At 72.7% G+C, this 22011-nt stretch carries 20 protein-coding genes and 1 riboswitch; of the genes, 2 read left to right on the forward strand and 18 right to left on the reverse strand.

The window, feature by feature from the left end; all coding sequences use genetic code 11:
* Nucleotides 1–48 precede the first annotated feature (48 nt).
* On the forward strand, nucleotides 49–1992 hold the full coding sequence (locus ACFQ46_RS15700; RefSeq protein ID WP_380260309.1) for an FAD/NAD(P)-binding protein: 1944 nt from the start codon (nucleotides 49–51) through the stop codon (nucleotides 1990–1992).
* Here ACFQ46_RS15700 and ACFQ46_RS15705 read toward each other — a convergent pair.
* From ACFQ46_RS15705 to ACFQ46_RS15745, 9 genes are all read right to left on the reverse strand, one after another.
* Nucleotides 1928–2782 carry a class I SAM-dependent methyltransferase gene (locus tag ACFQ46_RS15705; protein ID WP_380260310.1) on the reverse strand — a complete coding sequence of 285 codons (855 nt, stop codon included), beginning with the start codon at nucleotides 2780–2782 and terminating at the stop codon, nucleotides 1928–1930. The two genes, ACFQ46_RS15700 and ACFQ46_RS15705, sit on opposite strands and share 65 nt — an antisense overlap.
* Complete coding sequence (locus ACFQ46_RS15710) at nucleotides 2748–3968, reverse strand: cobalamin-independent methionine synthase II family protein (protein WP_380260311.1); 1221 nt, start codon at nucleotides 3966–3968, stop codon at nucleotides 2748–2750. The genes ACFQ46_RS15705 and ACFQ46_RS15710 overlap by 35 nt, the downstream gene beginning before the upstream one ends.
* A 13-nt stretch (nucleotides 3969–3981) precedes the next feature.
* Entirely contained in the window at nucleotides 3982–5175 is a 1194-nt protein-coding gene (locus ACFQ46_RS15715; protein WP_380260312.1) for an O-succinylhomoserine sulfhydrylase, read from the reverse strand.
* The gene (locus ACFQ46_RS15720) at nucleotides 5172–5579 is read right to left on the reverse strand and encodes a rhodanese-like domain-containing protein (RefSeq protein WP_328295380.1); all 408 of its coding nucleotides are present in this window, start codon (nucleotides 5577–5579) and stop codon (nucleotides 5172–5174) included. The genes ACFQ46_RS15715 and ACFQ46_RS15720 overlap by 4 nt, the downstream gene beginning before the upstream one ends.
* A 6-nt stretch (nucleotides 5580–5585) precedes the next feature.
* Nucleotides 5586–5684: riboswitch (SAM riboswitch) on the reverse strand.
* Nucleotides 5685–5738: 54 nt separating this feature from the next.
* A complete protein-coding gene (locus tag ACFQ46_RS15725; RefSeq protein ID WP_380260313.1) occupies nucleotides 5739–7565 on the reverse strand; it encodes a beta-galactosidase family protein in 1827 nt (608 codons plus the stop codon).
* Nucleotides 7566–7644: 79 nt separating this feature from the next.
* On the reverse strand, nucleotides 7645–8139 hold the full coding sequence (locus tag ACFQ46_RS15730) for a GNAT family N-acetyltransferase (RefSeq protein WP_328295378.1): 495 nt from the start codon (nucleotides 8137–8139) through the stop codon (nucleotides 7645–7647).
* Nucleotides 8140–8148: 9 nt separating this feature from the next.
* Nucleotides 8149–9207, reverse strand: coding sequence for a hypothetical protein (locus tag ACFQ46_RS15735; RefSeq protein ID WP_380260314.1), 1059 nt, complete (start codon nucleotides 9205–9207; stop codon nucleotides 8149–8151).
* Nucleotides 9204–10544, reverse strand: a complete 1341-nt coding sequence (locus ACFQ46_RS15740; protein ID WP_380260315.1) for an endo-1,4-beta-xylanase — start codon at nucleotides 10542–10544, stop codon at nucleotides 9204–9206. The genes ACFQ46_RS15735 and ACFQ46_RS15740 overlap by 4 nt, the downstream gene beginning before the upstream one ends.
* Before the next feature lie 9 nt (nucleotides 10545–10553).
* On the reverse strand, nucleotides 10554–10847 hold the full coding sequence (locus tag ACFQ46_RS15745) for a putative quinol monooxygenase (RefSeq protein WP_380260316.1): 294 nt from the start codon (nucleotides 10845–10847) through the stop codon (nucleotides 10554–10556).
* A 50-nt stretch (nucleotides 10848–10897) separates the two neighbouring features.
* On the opposite strand from ACFQ46_RS15745, the gene ACFQ46_RS15750 reads away from it, so the two are divergent.
* On the forward strand, nucleotides 10898–11734 hold the full coding sequence (locus tag ACFQ46_RS15750; protein ID WP_380260317.1) for a VOC family protein: 837 nt from the start codon (nucleotides 10898–10900) through the stop codon (nucleotides 11732–11734).
* A gap of 8 nt (nucleotides 11735–11742) precedes the next feature.
* On the opposite strand, the gene ACFQ46_RS15755 is transcribed toward ACFQ46_RS15750, so the two are convergent.
* The 9 genes from ACFQ46_RS15755 to ACFQ46_RS15795 all read right to left on the reverse strand — a co-directional run bounded on the left by ACFQ46_RS15755 (nucleotide 11743) and on the right by ACFQ46_RS15795 (nucleotide 22009).
* Nucleotides 11743–14067 carry a glycoside hydrolase family 3 N-terminal domain-containing protein gene (locus ACFQ46_RS15755; protein WP_380260318.1) on the reverse strand — a complete coding sequence of 775 codons (2325 nt, stop codon included), beginning with the start codon at nucleotides 14065–14067 and terminating at the stop codon, nucleotides 11743–11745.
* Nucleotides 14068–14102: 35 nt separating this feature from the next.
* Complete coding sequence (locus tag ACFQ46_RS15760; RefSeq protein ID WP_380260450.1) at nucleotides 14103–15773, reverse strand: IlvD/Edd family dehydratase; 1671 nt, start codon at nucleotides 15771–15773, stop codon at nucleotides 14103–14105.
* Nucleotides 15774–15838: 65 nt separating this feature from the next.
* A complete protein-coding gene (locus tag ACFQ46_RS15765) occupies nucleotides 15839–16618 on the reverse strand; it encodes an SDR family NAD(P)-dependent oxidoreductase (protein WP_380260319.1) in 780 nt (259 codons plus the stop codon).
* Nucleotides 16615–17760 carry a zinc-binding dehydrogenase gene (locus ACFQ46_RS15770; RefSeq protein ID WP_380260320.1) on the reverse strand — a complete coding sequence of 382 codons (1146 nt, stop codon included), beginning with the start codon at nucleotides 17758–17760 and terminating at the stop codon, nucleotides 16615–16617. Before ACFQ46_RS15770 ends, ACFQ46_RS15765 begins: the two co-directional genes overlap by 4 nt.
* On the reverse strand, nucleotides 17757–18137 hold the full coding sequence (locus ACFQ46_RS15775; protein WP_380260321.1) for a tautomerase family protein: 381 nt from the start codon (nucleotides 18135–18137) through the stop codon (nucleotides 17757–17759). Before ACFQ46_RS15775 ends, ACFQ46_RS15770 begins: the two co-directional genes overlap by 4 nt.
* Nucleotides 18137–19234, reverse strand: a complete 1098-nt coding sequence (locus tag ACFQ46_RS15780) for a Gfo/Idh/MocA family protein (RefSeq protein WP_380260322.1) — start codon at nucleotides 19232–19234, stop codon at nucleotides 18137–18139. The genes ACFQ46_RS15775 and ACFQ46_RS15780 overlap by 1 nt, the downstream gene beginning before the upstream one ends.
* Nucleotides 19231–20184, reverse strand: a complete 954-nt coding sequence (locus ACFQ46_RS15785) for an aldo/keto reductase (RefSeq protein ID WP_380260323.1) — start codon at nucleotides 20182–20184, stop codon at nucleotides 19231–19233. Before ACFQ46_RS15785 ends, ACFQ46_RS15780 begins: the two co-directional genes overlap by 4 nt.
* Nucleotides 20181–21062: a carbohydrate ABC transporter permease gene (locus tag ACFQ46_RS15790; protein ID WP_380260324.1), complete on the reverse strand. Its 882-nt coding sequence runs from the start codon at nucleotides 21060–21062 to the stop codon at nucleotides 20181–20183. The genes ACFQ46_RS15785 and ACFQ46_RS15790 overlap by 4 nt, the downstream gene beginning before the upstream one ends.
* Nucleotides 21059–22009, reverse strand: coding sequence for a carbohydrate ABC transporter permease (locus ACFQ46_RS15795; RefSeq protein WP_380260325.1), 951 nt, complete (start codon nucleotides 22007–22009; stop codon nucleotides 21059–21061). The genes ACFQ46_RS15790 and ACFQ46_RS15795 overlap by 4 nt, the downstream gene beginning before the upstream one ends.
* Nucleotides 22010–22011: the final 2 nt, after the last annotated feature.

Raw genomic sequence — 22011 nt, forward strand, 5'->3', positions numbered from 1 at the left:
CTGTTCCTGAGGACGAGTCCCCCACCGGATCTCTCCTCTGGAGCCCACGTGAGCCTGTCCCTGCGCACCCCGTCCGACGACGACCTCTCCCTCTGCCTGGTCGGGGCCGGTCCCCGGACCCTCGGCGTCCTCGACCGGTTGTCCGCCCGCGTCCTCGACGACCCGACCCGGGTCGTCGACGTCCACGTCGTCGACCCCCACCCGCCGGGGGCGGGACGGATCTGGCGGGCCGACCAGCACCCGCTGCTGTGGATGAACTCCCGCGCGGCCGACGTCACGGTCCTGCCCGACGACTCCTCGGTGCTGCCCGGCCCGGTGCGCACCGGGCCGACGCTGTTCGCCTGGCTGGACGAGCACCGGGACGACCTGGCCGCGGAGTTCGAGGCCGCGGGCGAGGTGGAACTCCACCGCGAGGTGCTGGGGGTGCAGGAGGGCACGTTCGTCTCCCGGGCGCTGGGCAGCCGCTACCTCTCCTGGGCGTGGGACCGGACGCTCGCGGGGCTGCCGGCGAACCTGCGCGTGCACGTGCACCGCACCCGGGCGGTCGACCTGCGCGGCCGGCAGGTGGTGCTCGAGGACGGCGGGACGCTCGACGTCGACGCGGTGGTCCTCGCGCAGGGCCACCCGGACGTCGTCCCCGGCGCGCGGGAGGTCACCGCGCAGGAGTTCGCGGACCGGCACGGACTGGGTTACGTCGCCCCCGGGTACACCAGCGACCTCGGTCTCACGGAGGACGAGGTGAGGTTGCCCCCGGGCGCCGACGTGATCGTGGCGGGGATGGGGTTGGCCTTCGTCGACCTCGCGGTGCTCGTCGGACAGGGTCGGGGCGGGCGGTTCTCGGAGGGACCCGACGGACTCGTCTACCACCGCAGCGGCCGTGAACCCGTGCTGCACGTGGGCAGCCGGCGAGGGGTTCCGTACCGCTCGAAGATCACCTACGTCCTCGACGAACGTCCGCCGCTCCCCCGGTTCTTCACGGCGGAGCCGTTCCTGGGCTCGACGCGGCCGCTGAACCTGCGGGCCGACCTGTGGCCGGTCGCGGCGAAGGAACTGGCGGGGGCGCACTACCACGAACTGTTCCGCGCCCACCCGGAGCGCACGGCACTGGCCCGCACGGAGTTCGAGACCCGGTTCGCGGCCGCCGCCTGGGGCAGCGCGGAACTCGACGACCTGGTGGCGACCGCGGTGCCCGACCCCGCGGACCGCCTCGACCTGGGCCGCCTCGACCGGCCGCTGGACGGGTGGCGGGCGACGTCGGCGCAGGAGGTCCACGACCGGGTCCGCGCGCACGTCGCCGCGGACGTGGAACGCCGGGGCGACCCGGCCCGCAGCATGGACGCCGCCGTGTTCTTCGCGTTGCTGTCCTGCTACGTCACCGTCGCCGGGCTCGCCCACCGCGGCCTGCTCGACGAGGAGTCGACCCTCGAGGTCGACGGGTGGTGGCACGGGTTCTTCAGCTACGTCGCCTCCGGCCCGCCCCCGCAGCGGCTGCGCGAACTCCTCGCCCTGGCCGACGCCGGGGTCGTCCGCTTCCTCGGCGGTGACGTGCAGGTGCGGGCGGACGAGGTCGGCCGGTGCTGGAGCGCCCGGTCGGGGAACTCACCGGCCGGGATCTCGGCGCGGGTCCTGGTCGACGCGCGGTTGCCCACGCCCAGCATCGCCGACAGCGCGGACCCGCTGCTGGCCGGACTGGCCGCTCGCGGGGAGGTGACCGAGATCGGCAACGGTCGTCTCGTCGTCGACCCGGACCAGCGCCTGGTCGCCACGGACGGTTCCGTGCACCCGCACCGCTACGCCGTCGGCCCGTGGGTCGCGGGTGGTGGCTGGGCGGCGGCGTTCGCCCGTCCCGGCGTGGACGCCGGGTTCTTCCGGCTCAACGACCGGATCGCAGCGTCCCTGCTGACCGCGACCCGGCCGCACGGACCGGTCAGCGTCGTCGGCCCCCGAGCAGCCAGTAGCGCGCCGCACCGCGGAACTGTTCGCGTCGACTGAGTTCGACCTCGAGTTCCTCCAGGTCGGCGGCCACCCGGTCGTCGACCCGGTCGGACTCCTCGAGCAACGTCGTCACCGCGAGGACCCCGGCCCGTCGCGTCACGTCGCAGCCGACCGCCGCCAGCGCGTCCTCGACGAACTCCGGGGACAGCCGCAGCGCGGTGTGACCCGTGCCCGGGTCCAGCGCGCGTTCCCCGTCGAGCGCGACCCAGGCCGCGGCGGGCCCCTCGCGCAGGACGCTCGCGACGACGTCGGCGGCGGGGTTCGGCGCCAGCAACGACACCAGGCCGCCGGGGCGCGCCGAGGAGACCAGCGTCGCGACGTCGGCCCGCACCTGGCCCGGGGACTCCCGGTGCTGCAGCACGTCGTGGCAGAGGACGACGTCGAAGGACCCCGAACCGCCCTCGCGGTGGCGGGTCAGCGCGGCCAGGGCCGTGAGGTCCTCCAGGTCGGCCGCGACGGTGTGCAGGCGGTCCCCCACGCCGGCGGCGGCGGCGGCCGCCCGGGCCAGCGCGAGCATCTCCGGGGAGCGGTCGAGCACCGTGACGGAGTGCCCGGCGAGGGCGAACTGGACGGCGTCGCGACCGTCGCCCCCGCCCGCGTCGAGCACCCGCAGCGGCCCCTCGCCGAGGTCCGCGCACCACTCCTGCAGAACCCGGGCGACGACGCGGTAGCGCAGCCGGCCCCACGGGGAGTCCTGCCACAACGCCCACGCGGCGGCCTCCCCCGAGGCCCGGTCCCGGGTCACCGGGGACTCACCCGAAGAGTCGTTCGCCTGCGAGTCGCGCACCCTCGCCGAGGGTCGCGAGCTTGGCGACCGCGATCTGCGGGTGGATGCGCCCGCCGAGACCGCAGTCGGTGGAGGCCACGACGTTCTCGGGGCCGACGACCGAGGCGAACCGCTCGATGCGGTCGGCCACGAGTTCAGGGTGCTCCACGACGTTCGTCGCGTGGCTCACGATGCCGGGGACGATCTTCTTGCCCGCGGGCAGCGCCACGTCCTTCCAGACCTTCCACTCGTGCTCGTGGCGCACGTTGGCGGCCTCGAACGAGTAGGACCCCGCGTTGATCTCCAGCATGAGGTCGACGATGTGCTTGAACTCGACGTCGGTGGTGTGCGGGCCGTGCCAGGAACCCCAGCAGAGGTGGAAGCGGATCTGCTCGGTCGGCAGACCGCGCAGGGCGTGGTTCAGCGCCTCGACCCGGATGCGGGTGAACGCGCGGTAGTCCTCGATGGAGGGTTCGGGGTTGATCTGGTCGAAGTTCTCCGCGATGGAGGGGTCGTCGATCTGCAGGGTGAGCCCGGCCTCGACGACCGCCCGGTACTCCTCGCGCAGCACGTCCGCCCACGCCCAGATGTGTTCCTCCTCGGTCGCGTAGTGGCGGTTCGCGATGCGCGCCCCGCTGCCCGGGGAGAGCGAGGTGATGAACCCCTCGGTGACCCCGGCCGCGGCGAGACCGGCCTTGAGGTTGGCGATGTCGGAGGCGATGGCCGTCTGGCCGGTGTAGGCCAACGGCCCGACCGTCGCGGGGAACGCGGTGGCGTTCTTGCCCGTCGAGATCCCCGACGCCGGGTCCTGGTAGGCCTCGCGGAACGTCACCCAGTCGCGTCGGTCGGGGAAGCTCGTCAACCGCACGTGGCCGGGTTCGGAGCGCACGACGGGCTGGGTGAACAGGTCCTCGCCGGTGACCTCGAGCCCCGACACCCGCTGGAAGGAGTAGGACCACCAGGCGCCGTAGTCGACGGCGCTGGACATGGCCTTGCCGTACTCGCCGTCACCGACGATGGTGACGCCGAGGGCCTCCTGGCGCTTCACCAGGTCCACGACCGCGTCGGTCAGCAGGGCGTCGAACTCGGGGGTGCGTTCGAGGGTGAAACCGTCGTCGCCGATGCGGCGGGCCTCGTTCGCGGCGATGAGTTCCGGGGTGCGGGGCAGGCTCCCGGCGTGGGAGACGGGGATCTGACGCTCGGTCACAGGGGTTCTCCGATCAGGGTTTCGCGCGCAACGCGCGGTCGAGGTCTTCCAGCAGGTCGTCGGGGTCCTCCAGGCCCACCGACAACCGCAGCACCCCGTCGGTCAGACCGATGGCGGCACGGCCTTCGGCCCCCAGACGACGGTGCGTCGTCGTGGCGGGGTGGGTGGCGAGCGACTTGGCGTCGCCGAGGTTGTTGGAGATGTCCACGATCCGCAGGGCGTCGAGGACCTCGAAGGCTCGGTCCTTGCCGCGCCCGCGCGGGGCGTCGAGCTCGAACGTGAGGACCGTCCCGCCGAGTTCCATCTGCCGCTTCGCCAGGTCGAACTGCGGGTGGCTGACCAGCATCGGGTGACGGACCCAGCGCACCCCCGGGGACTGCTCCAGGTGCTCCGCGAGGCGCAGGGTGGTGGCCGCCGCGTGCCGCACCCGCAGGCTCATGGTCTCCAGGCCCTTCGCCAGGGTCCACGCGTTGAACGGACTGAGCGTCGGCCCGGTGTGCCGGGTGAGTTCACGGAACCTGCCGTCGATGAACTCCGAGGTCCCGAGGACCGCGCCGCCCATCACCCGGCCCTGGCCGTCGATGTGCTTGGTCGCGGAGTACACGACGACGTCGGCCCCGAACTCCAGCGGGTGCTGGCCGACGGGACTGGCGAAGGCGTTGTCGACCACGACGGTCGCCCCCGCGGCGTGCGCGAGTTCGCTCACCGCGGCGATGTCGACGAGGGTCTGCATCGGGTTCGCCGGGGTCTCGAAGAACACCGCCTGCGCCGGGGTCGAGAGCGCGCGTTCCCACTGCGCCAGGTCCTCGCCGTCGACGAACTCCGTGGTGACGCCCCACCGGGGGAGGATCTCGTCGAGGATCACGAAGCAGGAGCCGAAGAGGCTCCGGGCCGCCACCACCCGGTCACCCGCGCCGAGGAGCGCGGCGAGGGCGTAGAACACCGCGGACATCCCGCTGGCGAGGCCGTAGCAGGCCTGCGCCCCCTCGAGCTGCCGCAGCCGTTCCGTGAACACCGACACCGTCGGGTTCCCGTAGCGGGAGTAGACGTAGCGGTCGACGTCGCCCGTGAACGCGGCCTCGGCGTCGGCCGCGGTCGCGTAGGTGTACCCCGACGTGAGGTACATGGCCTCGGCGGTCTCCTCGAACTGCGACCGGACGAGGCCGCCGCGGACGGCGGTGGTGTCCGGGCGCCAGCCCTCGCTCACGACTGGCGCCAGGGCAGGCCCGCAGCGCGCCAACCCACCGCACCGCGGTGACCGGCGTCGTCCAGCGGACCCTCGAACCCTTCGAGGACGTTGTAGCTGGGCGCGATCCCGGCGGCGGTGGCGGCCTCGGCCGCACCGACGGAACGCTGCCCGGAGCGGCACAGGAACACGACGGGCGCGCCCGCTCCCGGGGTGATCCCCGCGGCGGCGAGTTCGGCCAGGAACCGCGGCGGGTCGACCGGGAGCCAGGACACGAGGACCGGCTCCCGGCCGGTCCCGCTGGTGTCGGGAACCCCGACGAATCGCCATTCGGCGTCGGTGCGGACGTCCACGAGGACCGCGTCCGGGGTGTCCCGGACCAGGTCGAAGGCCTCACGCGGGGTGAGGTCGCCGGCGTAACCCACTCTTTCCTCCCATCGGTCCTGGCATGAGCACCCTCCCCGCCGGTGAGGGCGTGGGGGTTGCTGCGGCGTCGACGAGCCAGGTCTCTCGGCCGCTCTGGATGGTCCCGTCAGCGTAGGGCATCGCGACGAGGGGCAGGACGGGCGGAGCAGAGTGGGTGGCTACTCCTCGGTGTGGCCGAGGTCCAGGTCGGGCAGCGTGCGGACCCACGGGTCCGCGGCGGCGTCGAGTTCCAGGACCGTCACGTCGTTGGTCCCCGCCCGCAGGACCGGCCCCGGGACGTAGAGCGTCCGCTGCGGTCCGCGCCGCCAGTAGCGCCCCAGGCAGAACCCGTTGACCCAGACGACCCCGCGACCCCAGCCGGCCGTGTCCAGGAAGAGGTCGACGGGCTCCGCCACCTCCAGCTCCGCGCGGGCGAGCACCGGCCCGGCGAGGAACGTCACCGCACCCGTCCGCCCCGCCGAGGCGATCGCCAGCCGGTCCGGGTCCAGCGCCTGCACCCGGAGGTCGCGCACCGCCGCGTCCCCGACGCGGACGGGGCCGACGACGCCCTTGGGCTCGCCGAGGCGCGGACCGTAGTTCACCCGGCCCGCGTCCTCGAGGACCAGGTCGAGCCGGGCGCCGGCGGGGTGCGGCGGGAGGGCGAGCGTGGTGTCGTGGTCCTCCCGGAACAGGGTGCCCAGCCGCACCCCGTCGAGCAGCACGGTGAGGCGGTCGCGCACCTCGCCCACGTGCAGGACGGTCGGCCCCGGGGACCCGGGCGAGGTGGCGCTGACCCACGCGAAGGGGGCGGGCACCCCGCTCTCCGTCGCCAGGTCGTCGAGGAACGGGACCTCCTCCCCCGCCACCGGCTCGAGACCGTCCACGGCCTCCACCAGCGGGAGCGCACCGACGAGCGGAGCCCGCAGGACCGGCGCCGGCCGCGCCGGCGACGGCACGTCGGCACCGAGTTCGACGTACCCGCCGAGGACCTCGCGGAACGCCCAGTACTTCGGCGTGGGCCGGCCGGCCTCGTCGAGGAGCGCGTCGTAGTCGTAGGACGTCGTCGTCGCCTGGTAGGTGCCCTTGTCGTTGGCGCCGCTGGTGAACCCGAAGTTCGTGCCCCCGTGCACGACGTAGACGTTCACCCCGGCACCGCGTTCCAGCATCGTCGTCAGTTCGGCGACGGCCGCCTCCGGGGGCGTCGTCCGGTGGTGGGAACCCCAGTGGTCGAACCAGCCGACCCAGAACTCCGAGCAGACCAGCGGTCCCTCGGGCTGGTGGCGGCGCAGGGTGTCCAGCCGCTCGGCCGCCCGGCCGCCGAAGGACCCCGTCGTCAGCAGTCCGGGCAGGGTCCCCGCGGCCAGCATCCCGTCGGTGGGCTGGTCCACGGTCGTCAGCGGCACGGTGATCCCGCAGCGGCGCGTGGTGGCCACCAGGTGTTCCAGGTAGGCGGTCCGGGCGGCGCTGTCCGTCGCGGCGCTGTCCGCTGCGCCGGAACCGGTCTCGTAGGCGCCGTACTCGTTCTCCACCTGGACCAGGACGACCCGTCCGCCCCGGTCGGCCTGCCGGGGAGCGACCACCTCGTAGACCCGGGTCAGGAACTCGTCGACGGCCTCGAGGTAGTCCGGGTCGTCGATGCGCAGCCGGACCCCGGAACGGGTGAGCCAGACCGGCAACCCGCCGTTGGTCCACTCGGCGCAGATGTAGGGACCCGGCCGGACGACCACGTCGAGGTCCTCCGCGGCCGCCGCGTCGAGGAACCCCGCGAGGTCGCAGGACCCGTCGGTGCGGAACTCCCCGCGTCGTGGGGCGTGCAGGTCCCACGGCACGTAGGTCTCCACCGTGTTCAGCCCCAGTTGACGCACCGACCGCAACCGGTCGCGCCACTGGGCGGGGTGGACGCGGAAGTAGTGCAGCGCACCGGACAACAACCGGTGGGGACGCCCGTCGGCGAGGAACCCCTCCGGCCCGAGGGTCAGAGCGGAGGTGCGGGCGGTGGGGTTCACGTCGACTCCTGTGCTGGGCCGGCGCCCTCGCCGGTGCGGGAGGCCACCGTAACGCCCGAGGGTCCGCGCCGGAGCGGGGTCAGTCCTCGACGAGGAAGCGGTGCATGACGTGCAGGCCGACGAGACCGTGCTCGGGGTGGTCGAAGGCCTCGGGAACGGTGCCGACGATGCTCATCCCCAGCGAGCGCCACAACGCGACCGCCGCGGTGTTCGTCTCGACGACGGCGTTGAACTGCATGGCGCGGTACCCGCGGAACGCGGCGAGGGCGAGGACGTGCTCACCGAGGGCGCGTCCGACGCCGCGACCGCGCGCGGCGGGCGAGACCATGAAACTCGCGGTGGCGACGTGGGCCCCGGGACCCGGCCGGTTCGGCCCCGTCTTCGCGGTGCCGAGCACCTGCCCGTCCTCGAGCGCCACCACCGTCACCCCCGGCGGGGACTCGACCCAGAGGTCGCGCGCGCGCTCCGAGGTCAGACCGCGGGGGTAGGCGTAGGTCTCCTCCTCGGCGACGATCTCGTCGAAGAACGGCCAGATCTGCGCCCAGTCGGCGTCGGTGAACTCGCGGATCTCCACGCCCGCAGGCTACCCACGGTCCGGCGCCGGCCCGAAGTCGTTGAACGCCTCGTGGCCGGGGCGCAGGCTGCCGTCGGCGTCGAGGAAGTGCAGCCACTCCGGGTGACCCACGGGTCCGTGGCTGTCGCGGTGCAGGTCCGCGACCCCGCTGTGGTGCAGGGCGTGGACGGTGTACCCGATCCCCCGTTCCGCCAGCCGGGACAGGGTGTAGCGCATGACCTCGACGTGCTTGGCGTCGTCCCGCGCACCCCAGACGGTCTCGCTCGCGTAGAGCTCCTTGCCGACGGACCGGGCGAAGCCCACGCACTCGTCCAGGTAGGACTCGAACCCCTCGTGGGTGTGCACGCCCGTCTCCGGCCCGATGCCCTGCCACATCCAGTAGGGGTGGAACCCCAGGACGTCGCTGAGCGGCTCGGTGGCCCGCAGCGCGGCCACCTCGGCGTAGTTGCCCACGGTCAGCGGCTGGCGCGCCCCGGACGCCAGGACCACCTCGCGGCACCACGTGAGCCACCGGAGCTCCGCGATCCGCAGCGGGCTCCGCTCGTCGTGGACGTAGGCGCCCATGAGCGGCTCGTTGCAGAGGTCCCACAACCGGATGCGCGCGTCGTCGGCGTGGGCCGAGACGACGTCGACCAGGTAGCGGCGGAACAGCCGTTGCACGGCGGCCACGTCCGGGCCGTCCGCCGCCGCGTCCGCGAAGAGGTCGTCGGTCCGGGTCCAGGCACTGGCGTGCGGCAGCAGGTGGTCCAGGGGAACACCGCCGAAGTCGCACACCGGGTCCCGCCACCGGTTGAACAGCACCGGGACCACGGCGATCCCGTGGGCGGCGAAGATCCCCAGACCGGCCTCGAAGTTGGCGAGGAACCGTTCCGGGTGGCGCTGGTGGGCCTCGTGGGACAACCACCAGCGGGCGGTGTTCCAGCCGGGGAAGGCCGCCTTGCCCCGGGACACCTCCACCGCCATCAGGCCGTGGTCGTGGTGCTGCCACAGGTCGAGCCCCGAGGTCCCCCAGGAGCCGGCGTAGTTGAACCCGTGGATCTCCTGGACCGGCAGCGGTCCGGTCGTCACCGGTCGCTCCCGCCGCCGAGTCGGGCCGTGGTCGAGGGGGAACGCCCGTCGAGGACGACACCCGCGGTGGCCCCGGCCGCGGCGACCTCGTAGCCACCGCGGAACCCGTGGACCTGCACCCGCCCGCGCGCATCGGTCCGCACCGTCGTCGGAGACAGCCACCACTGCCCCTTGACCAGTCCGTGCAACGCCTCGTAGGACGGTTTGCGCGTCCCGTCGGCGCGGACGAGACCGACCGGTGCGCCGAGCCAGGTGGTCGCGTCGCTGAGACCCCAGTAGTTGATCGCCCCGACCGCGGGGTGGGACACCAGGGTCGTGACGTGCCGGACGATCTCGTCGGCCTGTCGTTCCTCCCCCTCGGGGGTGGACGGCCAGTGCTCGACCTGGTGGTCGTTGAGGTCGCCGATCTCCGCCGGCATGAGCTCCCCCGACACCAGGGTGTTCTCGGTGAAGTGCAGCGGGAGGCCGAACCGGGAGAAGCGACCGAGGACCTCGAGCGTCCGCTCCTCGCCCCAGTAGCCCTTGTGCATGTGGCTCTGCAACCCGAGGACGTCGATGCCGACACCGGCCTCCAGAGCCTCCTCGATCACCCGCTCGTAGGCGGGGGACATGTCGAAGTCGTTGAGCAGCAACGTGGCCCCGGGATTGGCGTCGCGGGCCTCCGCGAAGGCCATCGCCAGCGTCGCGGTCCGCCCGTGGTCCCGGGCGACCCGGGTGAGGCCGTTGTCGTACTTGTCGTAGACCGGCATGATCACCGACTCGTTGACCACGTCCCAGGTGTCCACGAGGCCGGCGAAGTCACCCACCTCGCGACGGATGCGCGCCCGTTGCGCCTCGACGACGTCGGCGGTCGGGAGATCGAGGAGCCAGTCCGGGGCCGCGGTGTGCCAGGTCAGCGGATGGCCCTTCACGGTGACGCCGCGGTCGGCGAACCACCGGGCGGTCTGCAGCAGTCGTCGCGTCCCGGGCTGCCCGCGCCGGGGTTCGAACTCCCCCCAGTAGAACGGCAGGGTCGTGGTGTTGAACAGCTCGAACCACGCGTGCGCGAGGTCCTCGACCTGTTCGGCCGGGGCCGAGGACCCGAAGAAGGACGAGGAACCCGCGACGGCGGTGGGGTCCTCCCCGTTGGCGTGGGCGATGAAGTCGAAACCGATGCAGCCGAAGAGGAACTCGTGGCGTCGTTGCGACACCGTCACCTCCCGGTCGGCGAACGGGGCGCCGTCGGGGCCGAGGACGGTGACCTCGCTCGAGGCGAGGCGGTGGGCGTAGCGGTCCGCGAGGTCGGGACGGGTGGCCGCCGGGGACGCGACGCGGGGGGCGGTGCTGTCGTTCGACAAGGGATCTCCTCAGGAGGGGGTGGGCACGAGTTCTTCCACCCGGACGACGGCCTCGAGGCCCGGGAGTTCCCGCAGGAACTCCGCCATCGCCGGGGCGGCGTTGTGCCGTTCGTGAGCGGGGTGATCGGTGTAGACCGCGTAGACCAGCCGGAGCAGCGGATCCGAGGGACTGGTGTGCGGGAGGTAGAGGAGGGTCCCCGGTTCCTGGGCCACGGCGGGCAGGGCGGCCCCCAGCAGGGCGTCGAAACGTCGCGCTGCAGCAGCGTCGGGGAGGTCGAAGCGGACGACGAGAGCGAGGGTCACGGACGTTCCTCCGGGTTGCCGAGGACCGCTGGACGCGGTCCAGTGAGTTCATGACCGAAGCACCCGTCGAACTGCACCACGTCGAACTCGGGGTCTCCGACCTCGCCCGCAGCCTCGAGTTCCACGTCGAGACCCTGGGCCTGCAGCCCGCCCTGCGACACGCCTGGACCCGGGACGAGGCCTGGCTCGCGGCCGGTCCCGGGTTGGTGCGGCTGGTCCGGGTGGAGGGCGGGGACCTCGGCGGTTGGCAGACGGTCAACCACCAGAGAGGTTTCCGCCACGTCGGTTTCACGGTGGACGACGTCGACCGGTGGGCCGACCGGTTGCGTCGGCACGGGGTCGAGTTCACCATCGCCCCGATGACGGCCCTGGGCGACGTGCGGATCGTCTTCTTCCGCGATCCCGACGGTGCCCTGGTGGAGCTGGTCTCCGGGGAACTCCGCTACACCGAGGTCTGGGACGAGGAACTCGTGGACCGTCACCGCCTGCGCACCCCCGGCGGCGCCGGACCCACCCTCGACCACGCGGCCACCACCGTGTCCGACCTGACCGCCGCGTTGGCGACCTGGGCCGACGGTCTGGGCCTGGGTCGGCTGGGGCAGGTTCCCCACCCGGACGACGAGCGCGGTTACGTGCGCAGCTACCTCGCGGCCGGGAGCGGTGTGCTGGAGGTGTTCTCCTACGCGGTGGAACCGCTGGACGCCCCCGCGGACGTCGACGACCACCGCCTGGGGTTGCGCGTGGTCGGGCTGACGGTGGCGGACCCTGCGGCGGCGGCGGAACTCGTCGTGGCCCGGGGTGGACGACCGGGAGGCCCCGGGGGGAGCGTCGTGGACCGCGACGGTCTGACCGTGCGCTTCCTCCCTCCGGGTCCTCCCCCGGTCTGACCTGGTGCTCACGGCGTCACGCCGACCTCGACGAGGCGGCGGTCGGCGGCGGTGACCTCGTGGACCGCGCCCACGAGGTCGACGACGGCCTCGAGCTCCGGGGTGGCGCAGTCACGCCCCACGAAGAGGTCGATGCGGCCGGGTTCGACGACCCGCACCAGGCGCCGGTCGGAGAACGCGAGGCGCTGCGTCGGGACGTCGAGGGTGACGTCGACGCTCGCCCCGGCCTCCAGGTGCACCCGCGCGTAGCCCAGGAGCTGGACCACGGGGCGGGTCACCGACGCGACGGGGTCGCTGCCGTAGAGCTGGACGACGTCGGCCCCCGGCCGGGTGCCGGTGTTGGTGACCCGCACCGTGACGACGACCGAGCCGTCGCAGGGGGCCTCGGTCGCGGCCAGGCGCAGGTCGGCGTGCTCGAAGGTCGTGTAGGAGAGACCGTGCCCGAAGGGCCGGACGGGGGCGGTGTCGATGTTCGACACCGGGCTGGCCGCCCCCAGCTTCGGGTGCAGGTAGCTGTAGGGCTGGGCCCCCACGGAGCGGGGCAGCGACACGGGCAGGCGACCGGAGGGGTTCACCCGGCCCGAGAGGACCCCGGCGATCGCGCCTGCCCCCTCCTGCCCGGGGAAGAAGGCCTGCACGACGGCGGCGCAACGCTCCAGCGCCCAGTCCACGGCGTAGGGGCGACCGGTGAGCAGCACGAGGACCACCGGGGTCCCGGTGGCGAGCAGGGCCTCGACGAAGGGGCGCTGGACACCGGGGAGTTCCAGGGAGTCGGCGTCGCAGCCCTCCCCCGAGGTGCCACGCCCGAACAACCCGGCGCGGTCGCCGACGACGGCGACGCAGACCTCGGCCTGCGCCGCCGCGGCCACCGCCGCCTCGAACCCGCTGGTGTCGTCGGTGTCGACGTCCGCGCCACGCACGTGCGTGATCTCGGCACCGATCCCGAACTCCCCGTCCAGCGCGGCGAGGACGGACTGCACGTCGAGGCCGAGTTCGACTCCGGGGTGCTGGGCCAGCACGTGGTTGGCGAAGCTGTAGCAGCCGAACAGGGCCGAGGTGTCGTCCGCGTTCGGGCCGACGACGCAGACCCGGGTGGGGTTCCCGCCGTCCGGCACCCGCAGCGGGAGGGTCCCGTCGTTGGACAGCAGGACGACGGACTCCTCGGCGAGCTCCCGGGCCAGGTCGCGGTGGTGGGGCGGGTCGAGGTCGATGCGGTCGAGGTCGATCCCGGCCGCGGGATCGTGGTCGGGGTCGAGCAACCCCAGTTCCGCCTTCTGCCGCAGTACCCGGCGCAGGGCGCGGTCGACGAGGGCCTCCTCGACCTCGCCGGCCCGGACGGCTTCGGCCAACGGTCCGAGGTAGGCGACCCCGGTGGGGAGTTCCACGTCGATCCCCGCGGTCAACGCCTGCGCGGCGGCGTCCGCCGGGGATCCCGCGACCCCGTGCAGCCGCTGCAGGAACGCGACGGAGAAGTAGTCGGCGACGACGGTCCCGGCGAAACCCCACTCCTCCCGCAGGAGATCGGTGAGCAGTTGCTCGTCGGCCGCCACGGGAACCCCGTCGACCTCGGCGTAGGAGTTCATGACGGACCGCGCGCCCCCGTCGAGGACGGCCATCTCGAAGGGCGGCAGCAGGACGTCGGCCAGTTCGCGGGGACCGGCGTGCACCGGCGCGAGGTTGCGACCCGCGCGGGAGTTCGAGTACCCGACGAAGTGCTTGAGGGTGGCGACCACCCCGGTGGACTGGACGCCCCGCACGTAGGCGGACGCGATGGTGCCCACGACGTAGGGGTCTTCGCTGATGCACTCCTCGACGCGGCCCCACCGGGCGTCGCGCACCACGTCCAGGACGGGGGCGAGTCCCTGGTGCACCCCGAGGCTGCGCATCGACGCACCGATCGCGGCCCCGACCTCCTGCACGAGTTGGGGGTGGAAGCTGGCACCCCACGACAACGGTGCCGGGAACGTCGTGGCCCGCCAGGCCGCCAGCCCGGTCAGACACTCCTCGTGCACCAGGGCGGGGATCCCCAGTCGGGTGTTCCGCTGCAGCCAGCGCTGCTTGGCGATGAGCGCCCGGGCCTGCTCGACGGGTTCGACGGGGGTGGTGCCGAACACCCGGGTCAGCTGTCCGAGACCGTGGTGGGCGAAACCCTCCAGGGTGTCCTCGGCGGCCTGCATGGTGTCCTGCATGGGCGCGACGTCCCCGCCCTCACCGGTCCCGCCGCGGCCTTCCCACAGACCGACGAGCTGGGCCAGCTTCTCTTCAAGGGTCATGGCGGTGAGGAGTTCCTCGACCCGGTCCACGGCGGCGGGTTCTTGCGTCAAGTCGGTCATGAGGGGGTGCTCCGGTGCTCGGGTGGGTTCGGTCGTCAGTGCGAGTCGCGGGGGACGTCGCTGCCCCGGCCCCCGACCAGGAAGTCCAGGTCGGCGCCCTCGTCGGCCTGCAGGACGTGCTCGGCGTAGAGCCACGGCCAGCCACCCCGGGGGGCGAGGGCGCTCTGGCGCCACGACGGTTCCCGGGCCGCGAGCTCGTCGTCGCTGAGGTGGACGTCGAGACGGCGGGCGGTGACGTCGAGGGTGATGACGTCGCCGGTGCGCAGCAGCCCCAGCGGGCCGCCGAGGGCCGCCTCGGGGGCCACGTGCAGGACGACCGCCCCGAAACCGGTTCCACTCATACGACCGTCGCTGATGCGCACCATGTCGCTCACCCCCGCGCGCAGGAGCTTCGCGGGCAACGGGACGTTCGACACCTCGGGCATGCCCGGGTACCCCCGCGGTCCGGCGCCGCGGACGACGATGACGTCGTCCGCGGTGATGTCGAGGTCGTCGTCGTCGCAGACCGCGTGGTAGGCCTCGGGCGAGTCGAAGACCACGGCACGGCCGGTGTGCTTCAGCAGGTGCGGCGAGGCGGCCGACTGCTTGAGGACGGCCCCGCGCGGGCAGAGGTTCCCGCGCAGGACGGCCGTCCCGGAACCCGCCGGCAGGAGCGGGTCGTCGAACTCCCGGATGACGTCGCGGTTCCAGCACTCGGCGTCGGCGACGAGTTCGCCCAGGGGTCGGCCCGTGACGGTGATCTGCCCGGTGTTCAGCAGGTCGTGCTCGGCCAGGTCGCGCAGCACGGCGGGCAGCCCACCGGCGTAGCAGAAGTCCTCCATGAGGAAGCGGCCCGAGGGCATCAGGTCGACGACGGTCGGGACGTCGCGGGCCAGGGTGTCGAAGTCCTCCAGCGCGAGGTCGACCCCGAGCCGACCCGCCAGGGCGAGGAGGTGGACGATCGCGTTGGTGGAACCCCCGATGGCGGCGGTGGCCCGGATGGCGTTCTCGAACGCCGCGCGGGTCATGATCGCACTCGGGCGCAGGTCCTCCTCGACCATCGCCACGATGCGCTGGCCGGCCGCCTGGGCGACCTCGAAGCGGCGGGCGTCGACGGCGGGCCAGGCGGCCGAGCCCGGCAGTTGCATCCCCAGAGCCTCGGCCACGCAGGCCATCGTGGAGGCCGTGCCCATGGTCATGCAGTGACCGTTGGACCGGGCCATGCACCCCTCGGCCATCGCCCCCTCCGCCGCGCTCATCCGTCCGGCCTTCATCTCGGCCTCGAAACGCCACACGTGGGTCCCCGAGCCGACGTCCTGGCCGCGGAACTTGCCGTTGAGCATCGGGCCACCGGTCACCATGATCGTCGGCAGGTCGACGCTGGCCGCGCCCATCAGCAGTGCCGGTGTGGTCTTGTCGCAGCCGGAGAGCAACACCACCCCGTCGAGGGGGTTGCCCCGGATGAGCTCCTCGGCCTGCATCGCCATGAGGTTGCGGTACAGCATCGCGGTGGGGCGGATCAGCGTCTCCCCCGTCGACATCACGGGGAACACCAGCGGGAAACCTCCCGCCATCCACACCCCGCGCTTCACCGCCTCGGCCACCCGGTCCAGGTGGGCGTTGCACGGGGAGAGTTCCGACCAGGTGGTGGCGATCCCGATGACCGGGCGGCCGTCGAAGACGTCCGCACCGTAGCCCTGGTTGCGCAACCACGACCGGTAGAGCATGCCCGAGCGTCCGGTGGCCCCGAACCAGGCCCGGCTGCGCCCCGGTGTTCCCTGCTGCACGTCGTTCACATCCACCCTCCGTCGACGATCCAGTTCTGTCCGGTGCAGGCGACGCTGTCCTCGGCGGCCAGCCACAGCACCATCCGGGCGACGTCCGCGGGCACCACCCGACGGGCCAGGGACTGCTCCCGGTCCAGGGTGGCCTCGGCCTCCGCGTCGACCCAGTGCGTGAGCTGGCGGTCCGTCATGACCCACCCGGGGATCACGCAGTTCACCCGGATCGCGTCGCGTCCCAGTTCCAGCGCGAGCGAGCGCGTCAGGCCCTCCACCGCCGCCTTGGCCGTCCGGTAGACGACGAGGTCGCGCAGTTTGACGTGGGTGCTGATCGAGCCCAGGTTGACCACCGATCCCCCACCCGCGGCCCGCAGCGCGGGGACGAGGGCCTGGGTCGCGAAGAACTGGTGGTCCAGGTTCACCCGGAAACCCGCGTCCCAGCTCGCCGGGTCGACGGTGGCGGTATCGTGCCGGGTGTCGTCGGCGGCGTTGTTGACCAGCACGCTGACCCGGCCGTGGTCTCCGCCGAGTTCCCCGCCCAGGTCCCGCAGGACCTCCTGGTAGGCCGCGAGGTCGCGGACGTCGGCACGACGGAACTCCGGCCGCGGGTGGCCGGCCGCGGCGACCGTCTCCACCAAGACGCGCCCGGCGTCCTCCTGGACGTCGACGAACCCGACCCGGGCCCCCTGGGCGGCGAACTCGGTGACGAACTCCGCGCCGAGACCGGTGGCTCCACCGCTGATCACCACACCCGCACCGCGCAGGCTGGGGTAGGTCGCGTAGCGGCTCACGCAGCCACCGCCGCAACGGTTCCAGGCAGGACCACGGCACGGCCGACGGCCCCGGCCCGCAGCGCGTCGTAGGCGTCGACGGTCTCCTCCAGGGAGTAGGTCGCGCCCAGCAGTTCCTCCAGCGGCAGCCGCCCGGCGCGGTGCAGGGCCAGCAGTCGGGGCAGGTCGACGGGCGGGTTCGCCGAGCCGTAGAGACTGCCCACCAACCGCTTCTGCTGCTGGACGAGCTCGTTGACGGGGACGGCGACGGTGGCCGTCACCGAGGACAGCCCGACGGCCACGACCGTGCCGCCGGGACGCACGGCGGCGAACGCCTGGGCTAGCGTCGCCGGATTCCCGACCGCCTCGACCGCGACGTCGGCACCGCCGTGCGTCACCTCCTGCACGGCCTCGACGACCTCGGCGGGGCTCAGCCCGGACGCGTCGACGGTGTGGGTGGCCCCCAGCCGCCGCGCCAGGGCCAGCTTGTCCGCGGAGACGTCGACGACGACGACGGGACCGGCACCCACGAGGGTCGCCCCCATGACGGCGGACAACCCCACTCCACCGGCCCCCACGACGAGCACCGGGCGCCCGGCCAGCGAGCCGTCGGCAGCGGCGACGTTGACGACCGCACCGACCCCGGTGACCACGGCACACCCGGCCACGGCGGCCAGGGTCGGCGCGACGTCGTCCGGGAGGACGACGACGGCGCGGCGCGAGACGACCGCGCGTTCGGCGAAGCAGGACACCCCGAGGAAGTGGTGCAGCTGCTCGTCCCCGTGGCGCAACCGGCTGGTCCCGTCCATCAGCCCGCCGCTGCGGGCCTGCACCCGGCCGTAGACGCACATGACCGGCCGACCCGTGACGCAGAACTCGCACTGTCCGCAGCGCGGGCGCCAGGTGAAGGCGACCCGTTGACCGACGTGCAGGCCGTCGGGCCCGCCGGTCCCGCCGCCGAGCTCCTCGACGATCCCGGTGCCCTCGTGGCCGAGGACGATCGGGAGCGGGCAGGGGATGTCACCGCTGACGTAGTGCAGTTCGGTGTGGCAGACGCCGGCCGCCTCGACGCGCACCAGGAGCTCCCCCGGGCCGGGGCCGTCGAGGTCGACGTCCTCGACGACGGGCCGGGTCCCGGGTTCGCGCAGGACCAGCGCTCTCACGGGGCCTGGTCCGCGTCGCCGGCGCGACCGACGTACCAGTCCTCACCACCGTTCTCGGTGACGGCGAGGAACACGTCGTCCGGACGCACACCGGCGGCCTCCAACCGGGAGGCGATCGCGGCGAAGGTCGCCTTCTTCACCTCCGTGGAGTACCCGCGGACCATCAGGACCTGCAGGAACACCACGTCGCGACGGGTACCGCCCATGAAGTGCGGGTCGAAGGAGAAGTCCTCCGCCGGTAGCGCACGCAGGATCTGGAACCGGTCCTCGAGGGGCATCTGCAGTCCCTCGACGAGGCCGGCGTGCACGGCGTCACCGATGGCGCGGCGCAGCTCCACGGAGGTGGTGTCGGGCAGGTCGATGCGGACGAGGGGCATCAGGCCCACACCTCCTTCGCGACGCGCACGTCGGTGCCGGTGGCCGCCGAGGTCCCCATCGCCAGGGCGATGGCGTGGTCCTGGCAGGCCTGGGCCAACGGGTAGGGCGCGGGACCCTCACCCCGGGCCCAGGCGCCGGTGTCGGACAGGATCTGCGCGACCGCGATGTCGTCCTCCGACATCCGGGTACCTGCCCAGGCGTTGCGGTAGACGACCTCCCCGTCGAAGCTCACGGTGTCCAGGTCGACGCCCTCGAGGTTCATGTCGACCCCGCGACGGCGGTAGGACAGCGTCGAGGTGACCGGGCTGGTCGGGTCGACCATCCGCGTCACGGCGTCGTCCACGATCTCCCCGATCGAGCCGCGGACGACGATGCGCCGGGCTCGCAACGGGTTCCACCACTGGTTGTCGCTGAAGTCGTAGAGAGCCGACCTCCCACCGAAGTCCAGGGTGGCCAGGACGTTCGAGCGGGGTTCCGGCGTCGCGGAGGTGTCCCAGCCCCCGAAGCTCAGCGGATCCACCAGCGGGGCGGTGAAGGTGCGGGCGTTGACGACGACCTCGTCGAAGTCGACGCCGAGCAGACCGCGGACGAGCGAGACCGCGTGGTACATGTGCGTCGAGGACAGCTGGACCTGGGTGGGTTCGCCGATCACCCCGGCGCGCACCAGCGAGAGCCGGGCCGCGTGACCGGGCATCAGCAGGTACTGCTCGGCGACCTGGACCCGGCCGCCGGCGCCGACGTCGTGCCAGAGCGAACGCAGCCCGTCGAGGTCCGGGGCCGGCGGGGTCTCCGCGAGCGTCGCGATGCCGGCCGCTTCGAGTTCGCGGACGGTGATCGGCATCTGCGCCCACGGCACCGAGGCGATGACGAAGTCGGGTCGGTCGCTGCGGATCAGCTCGTCGACGGTGCGGACGGTGGGCACCGCCCACCGGTCGGTGAGCCGCGCGCCGCTCTCGGCGCTGCGGGTCACGACGCCGACGGCGCGCAGCCGTTCCGGCGCGGCCTGGGCGAGACGGAGGAAGAACTCCGACCGCCAGCCGCTGCCGATGACGGCGAACGTCGTCGGGCGTGCGGGGGTGTCCGTGGGGGTGTTCACGCGAGCCAGTGCTCCTTCGGGAGGACGAGGTCGTCGAGCTCGGACCAGAGCTCGTCGGGGACGGGGTGGGCGGCCAGGGCCAGGGTCTGGTCCAGTCGCTCCGGTCGGGAGGACCCGACCACGGTGGAGGTGATGCGCTCCTCGCGCAGCGAGTCCTGCAGCGCGGCGGCCGCGAGCGGGACGTCGTAGCGGCGGCAGGAGGCCTCGATGGCCTCGGCCGCAGCGAGGACGGCCTCGGAGGCGGGTGCGTAGCAGTACCTCGGGACGGCGGCCGGCCCCTTGGCGAGGATGCCGCCGCCGAAGGGCGCTCCGTTGAGGAACGCCGTCCCGGAGGCCTCGCAGTCGGCGAGCAGGGGTTCCGCGGAGCGGTCCAGCAACGTCCACCGGTTGTGGTTGAGGACGACGGAGAAGAGTCCCGTGTCCACGAAGCGGCGCAGCAGGTCGACGGTGCCGCCCGCGACCCCGAGGTGGCCCACCACGCCCTCCTCGACGAGGGCCCGCATGGTCTCGACCGGTCCGCCGGACGCCGTGGCCGCCTCGAACCCGATCCGCTCCGGGTCGTGCAGGTGCAGCAACGGCAGGTGGTCCAGCCCCAGCCGGTCCAGGCTCTCCGCGACCGAGGCGCGGGTCCGGGGCCCGTCGAAGGGACCGTCGCCCACCGGGTCGACCTTGGTCGCCAGCAGGATCCCGTCCGGGACCCCGCCCAGTTCGCGCAGGACGGTGCCGAGGCGGCGTTCCGAGGAGCCGTAACCGTTGGAGGTGTCGACGAAGGTCAACGGTCCGGCGAAGGCCCGACGCGCCGTGGCAAGCGCCCGGTCCTCCGGCACGGGCTGGTAGACGTTCGTCATGTCGCCCAGCTCGGCGGTCCCGACGCAGAGCGCGGTGACCTCGAACCCGGTGCGTCCCAGGCGACGGGGAGCGAGGACGTCGATCGTGCCGCGCGCCTTCACGCCTTCACCGCCCCGGCGGTCAGCCCGGCGACGAACCACCGCTGGAAGACGACGTAGGCGATCACCATCGGCAACGCGGTCAGGGTCATGGTCGCCGTCAGCGCGGGCCAGTTGGTGCCGTACTGACCGATGAGCGAGTTGGCGACCGGCTGGATCGGACGCGAGGCCGGGTCGGAGACGAGGGCGCTCGCGAAGAGGAGTTCGTTCCAGACGCTGATCATCTGGAAGATCGCGACGGTGGCGATGCCCGGAGCGGACAACGGCAGCATGACGCGCCAGAAGATCTGGAGCTCGGTCGCCCCGTCGAGGCGTGCCGCCTCACCGAGTTCGTTCGGCAGCGCGTCGAAGAACGTCCGCATGAGGAACAACGAGAACGAGACTCCCCCCGCGGTGTAGACGAGGATCAGACCCAGCCGGCTGCCGAGCAACCCGAAGGTCTGGAGTTCCAGGTAGACCGGGATCAGCGTCGCGACCCCGGGCAGGAAGAGCGCGCTCGTGACGACGAAGAACAGCAGGTTCCGGGCGGTGAAACCGATCCGGGAGAACGCGTACCCGGCGAGCGTCGCGGCCGCGATGGTGAGGGCCAGCGTCGCCCCCGTGATGAGCACGCTGTTGAGGAAGTTGCGCCAGATCTGCAGTTGGTTCCAGGCGAAGGCGTACCCCGACCCGGAGAACGAGTCCGGGATCACCGGACCGGAGAACGCGGTCGCCTGCGGTCGGATCGAGGTCAGGACCATGTACACCAGGGGCGCGACGGCGGCAGCGGCCACGACGATCATCACGACGTGCCACAGGACGCGGCGGCCGACCGCTCCGGCGCTGCGCGGCGGCCGACCGGTTGAGGCGGAGGGTGGCCGTTCCAGGGTCGTGGTGCTCACTGTTCTCCCTTCCGGAAGCGGTAGAGCAGCACCGTCGCGAGACCGGCGACGAGGAACACGACGACGCTGATGGCGGAACCGTAGGCGAACGAGGGGACGCCGCCGGTGGAGGAACCGAACGTCAGCAGGTACGTGTAGCTGCTGAGGGATTCCGAGGCGTGCAGCGGTCCACCGTTGGACATCACGAAGTTGAGGTCGAACACCTTCAGACCGTTGAGGACGTTGAGCATGACGACGACCTCGACGACCGGCCGGAGCATGGGCACCGTGATGCTCCACGCCTCGCGGAACGGCCCCGCGCCGTCGACCCGGGCGCTCTCGGAGATGGCCGGGTCGACGTTGCCGAGAGCGGCGTAGAAGATCAGCATGAACAGCCCCGTGGACTGCCAGAGCGACACGACGATGATCGTGGGCAGGACGGTCGCCGTGTCCCCGAGCCAGGCGTGCTGCAGCCCACCGAGTCCGACGGCTTCCAGACACCGGTTGAACACCCCGAAGACCGGGGTGAGCCCGATGCGCCACAGGAGGCCGGTGACCGTGAGCGAGACGGCGGCCGGCAGGAACAGCAGGGTCCGGTAGACCACCGCACTGCGGCGCGGGCCGGCGTTGACGAGGAGCGCCAGCACCATCGAGAGGACGGTCTGCAAGGTCGTGGTCACCACGGTGTAGACGACGGTGACCAGTGCCGCCTTGCGGAAGATCGGGTCGGTCACCATGACGCCGTAGTTGTGCAGCCCGCCGAACGAGGCACCGCCGAAACCGTCGGCGGTGGTGAGGGACAGCCAGAACGTCCGCAGGACGGGGTAGGCGATGAAGACGCCGAAGAAGACGACGGCGGGAACCACGAAGAGCAGACCGGTGGTGTTGGACCAGCCGGTGAGCGGCCGGGAACGACGGCGTCGGTCCGGCGCGGTGCGGGACGTGTGCGGTGCAGAGGTGGTGGCCACGG

This window comes from Kineococcus sp. GCM10028916 (assembly GCF_042674865.1).
Taxonomy (GTDB): domain Bacteria; phylum Actinomycetota; class Actinomycetes; order Actinomycetales; family Kineococcaceae; genus Kineococcus.

Excerpts from the sequence above, each read along its gene's own strand:
- ACFQ46_RS15750 (WP_380260317.1), top strand. The coding sequence starts at position 10,898 with ATGACCGAAGCACCCGTCGAACTGCACCACGTCGAACTCGGGGTCTCC.
- ACFQ46_RS15755 (WP_380260318.1), bottom strand. The coding sequence starts at position 14,067 with ATGACCGACTTGACGCAAGAACCCGCCGCCGTGGACCGGGTCGAGGAA.
- ACFQ46_RS15760 (WP_380260450.1), bottom strand. The coding sequence starts at position 15,773 with ATGCTCTACCGGTCGTGGTTGCGCAACCAGGGCTACGGTGCGGACGTC.
- ACFQ46_RS15775 (WP_380260321.1), bottom strand. The coding sequence starts at position 18,137 with ATGCCCCTCGTCCGCATCGACCTGCCCGACACCACCTCCGTGGAGCTG.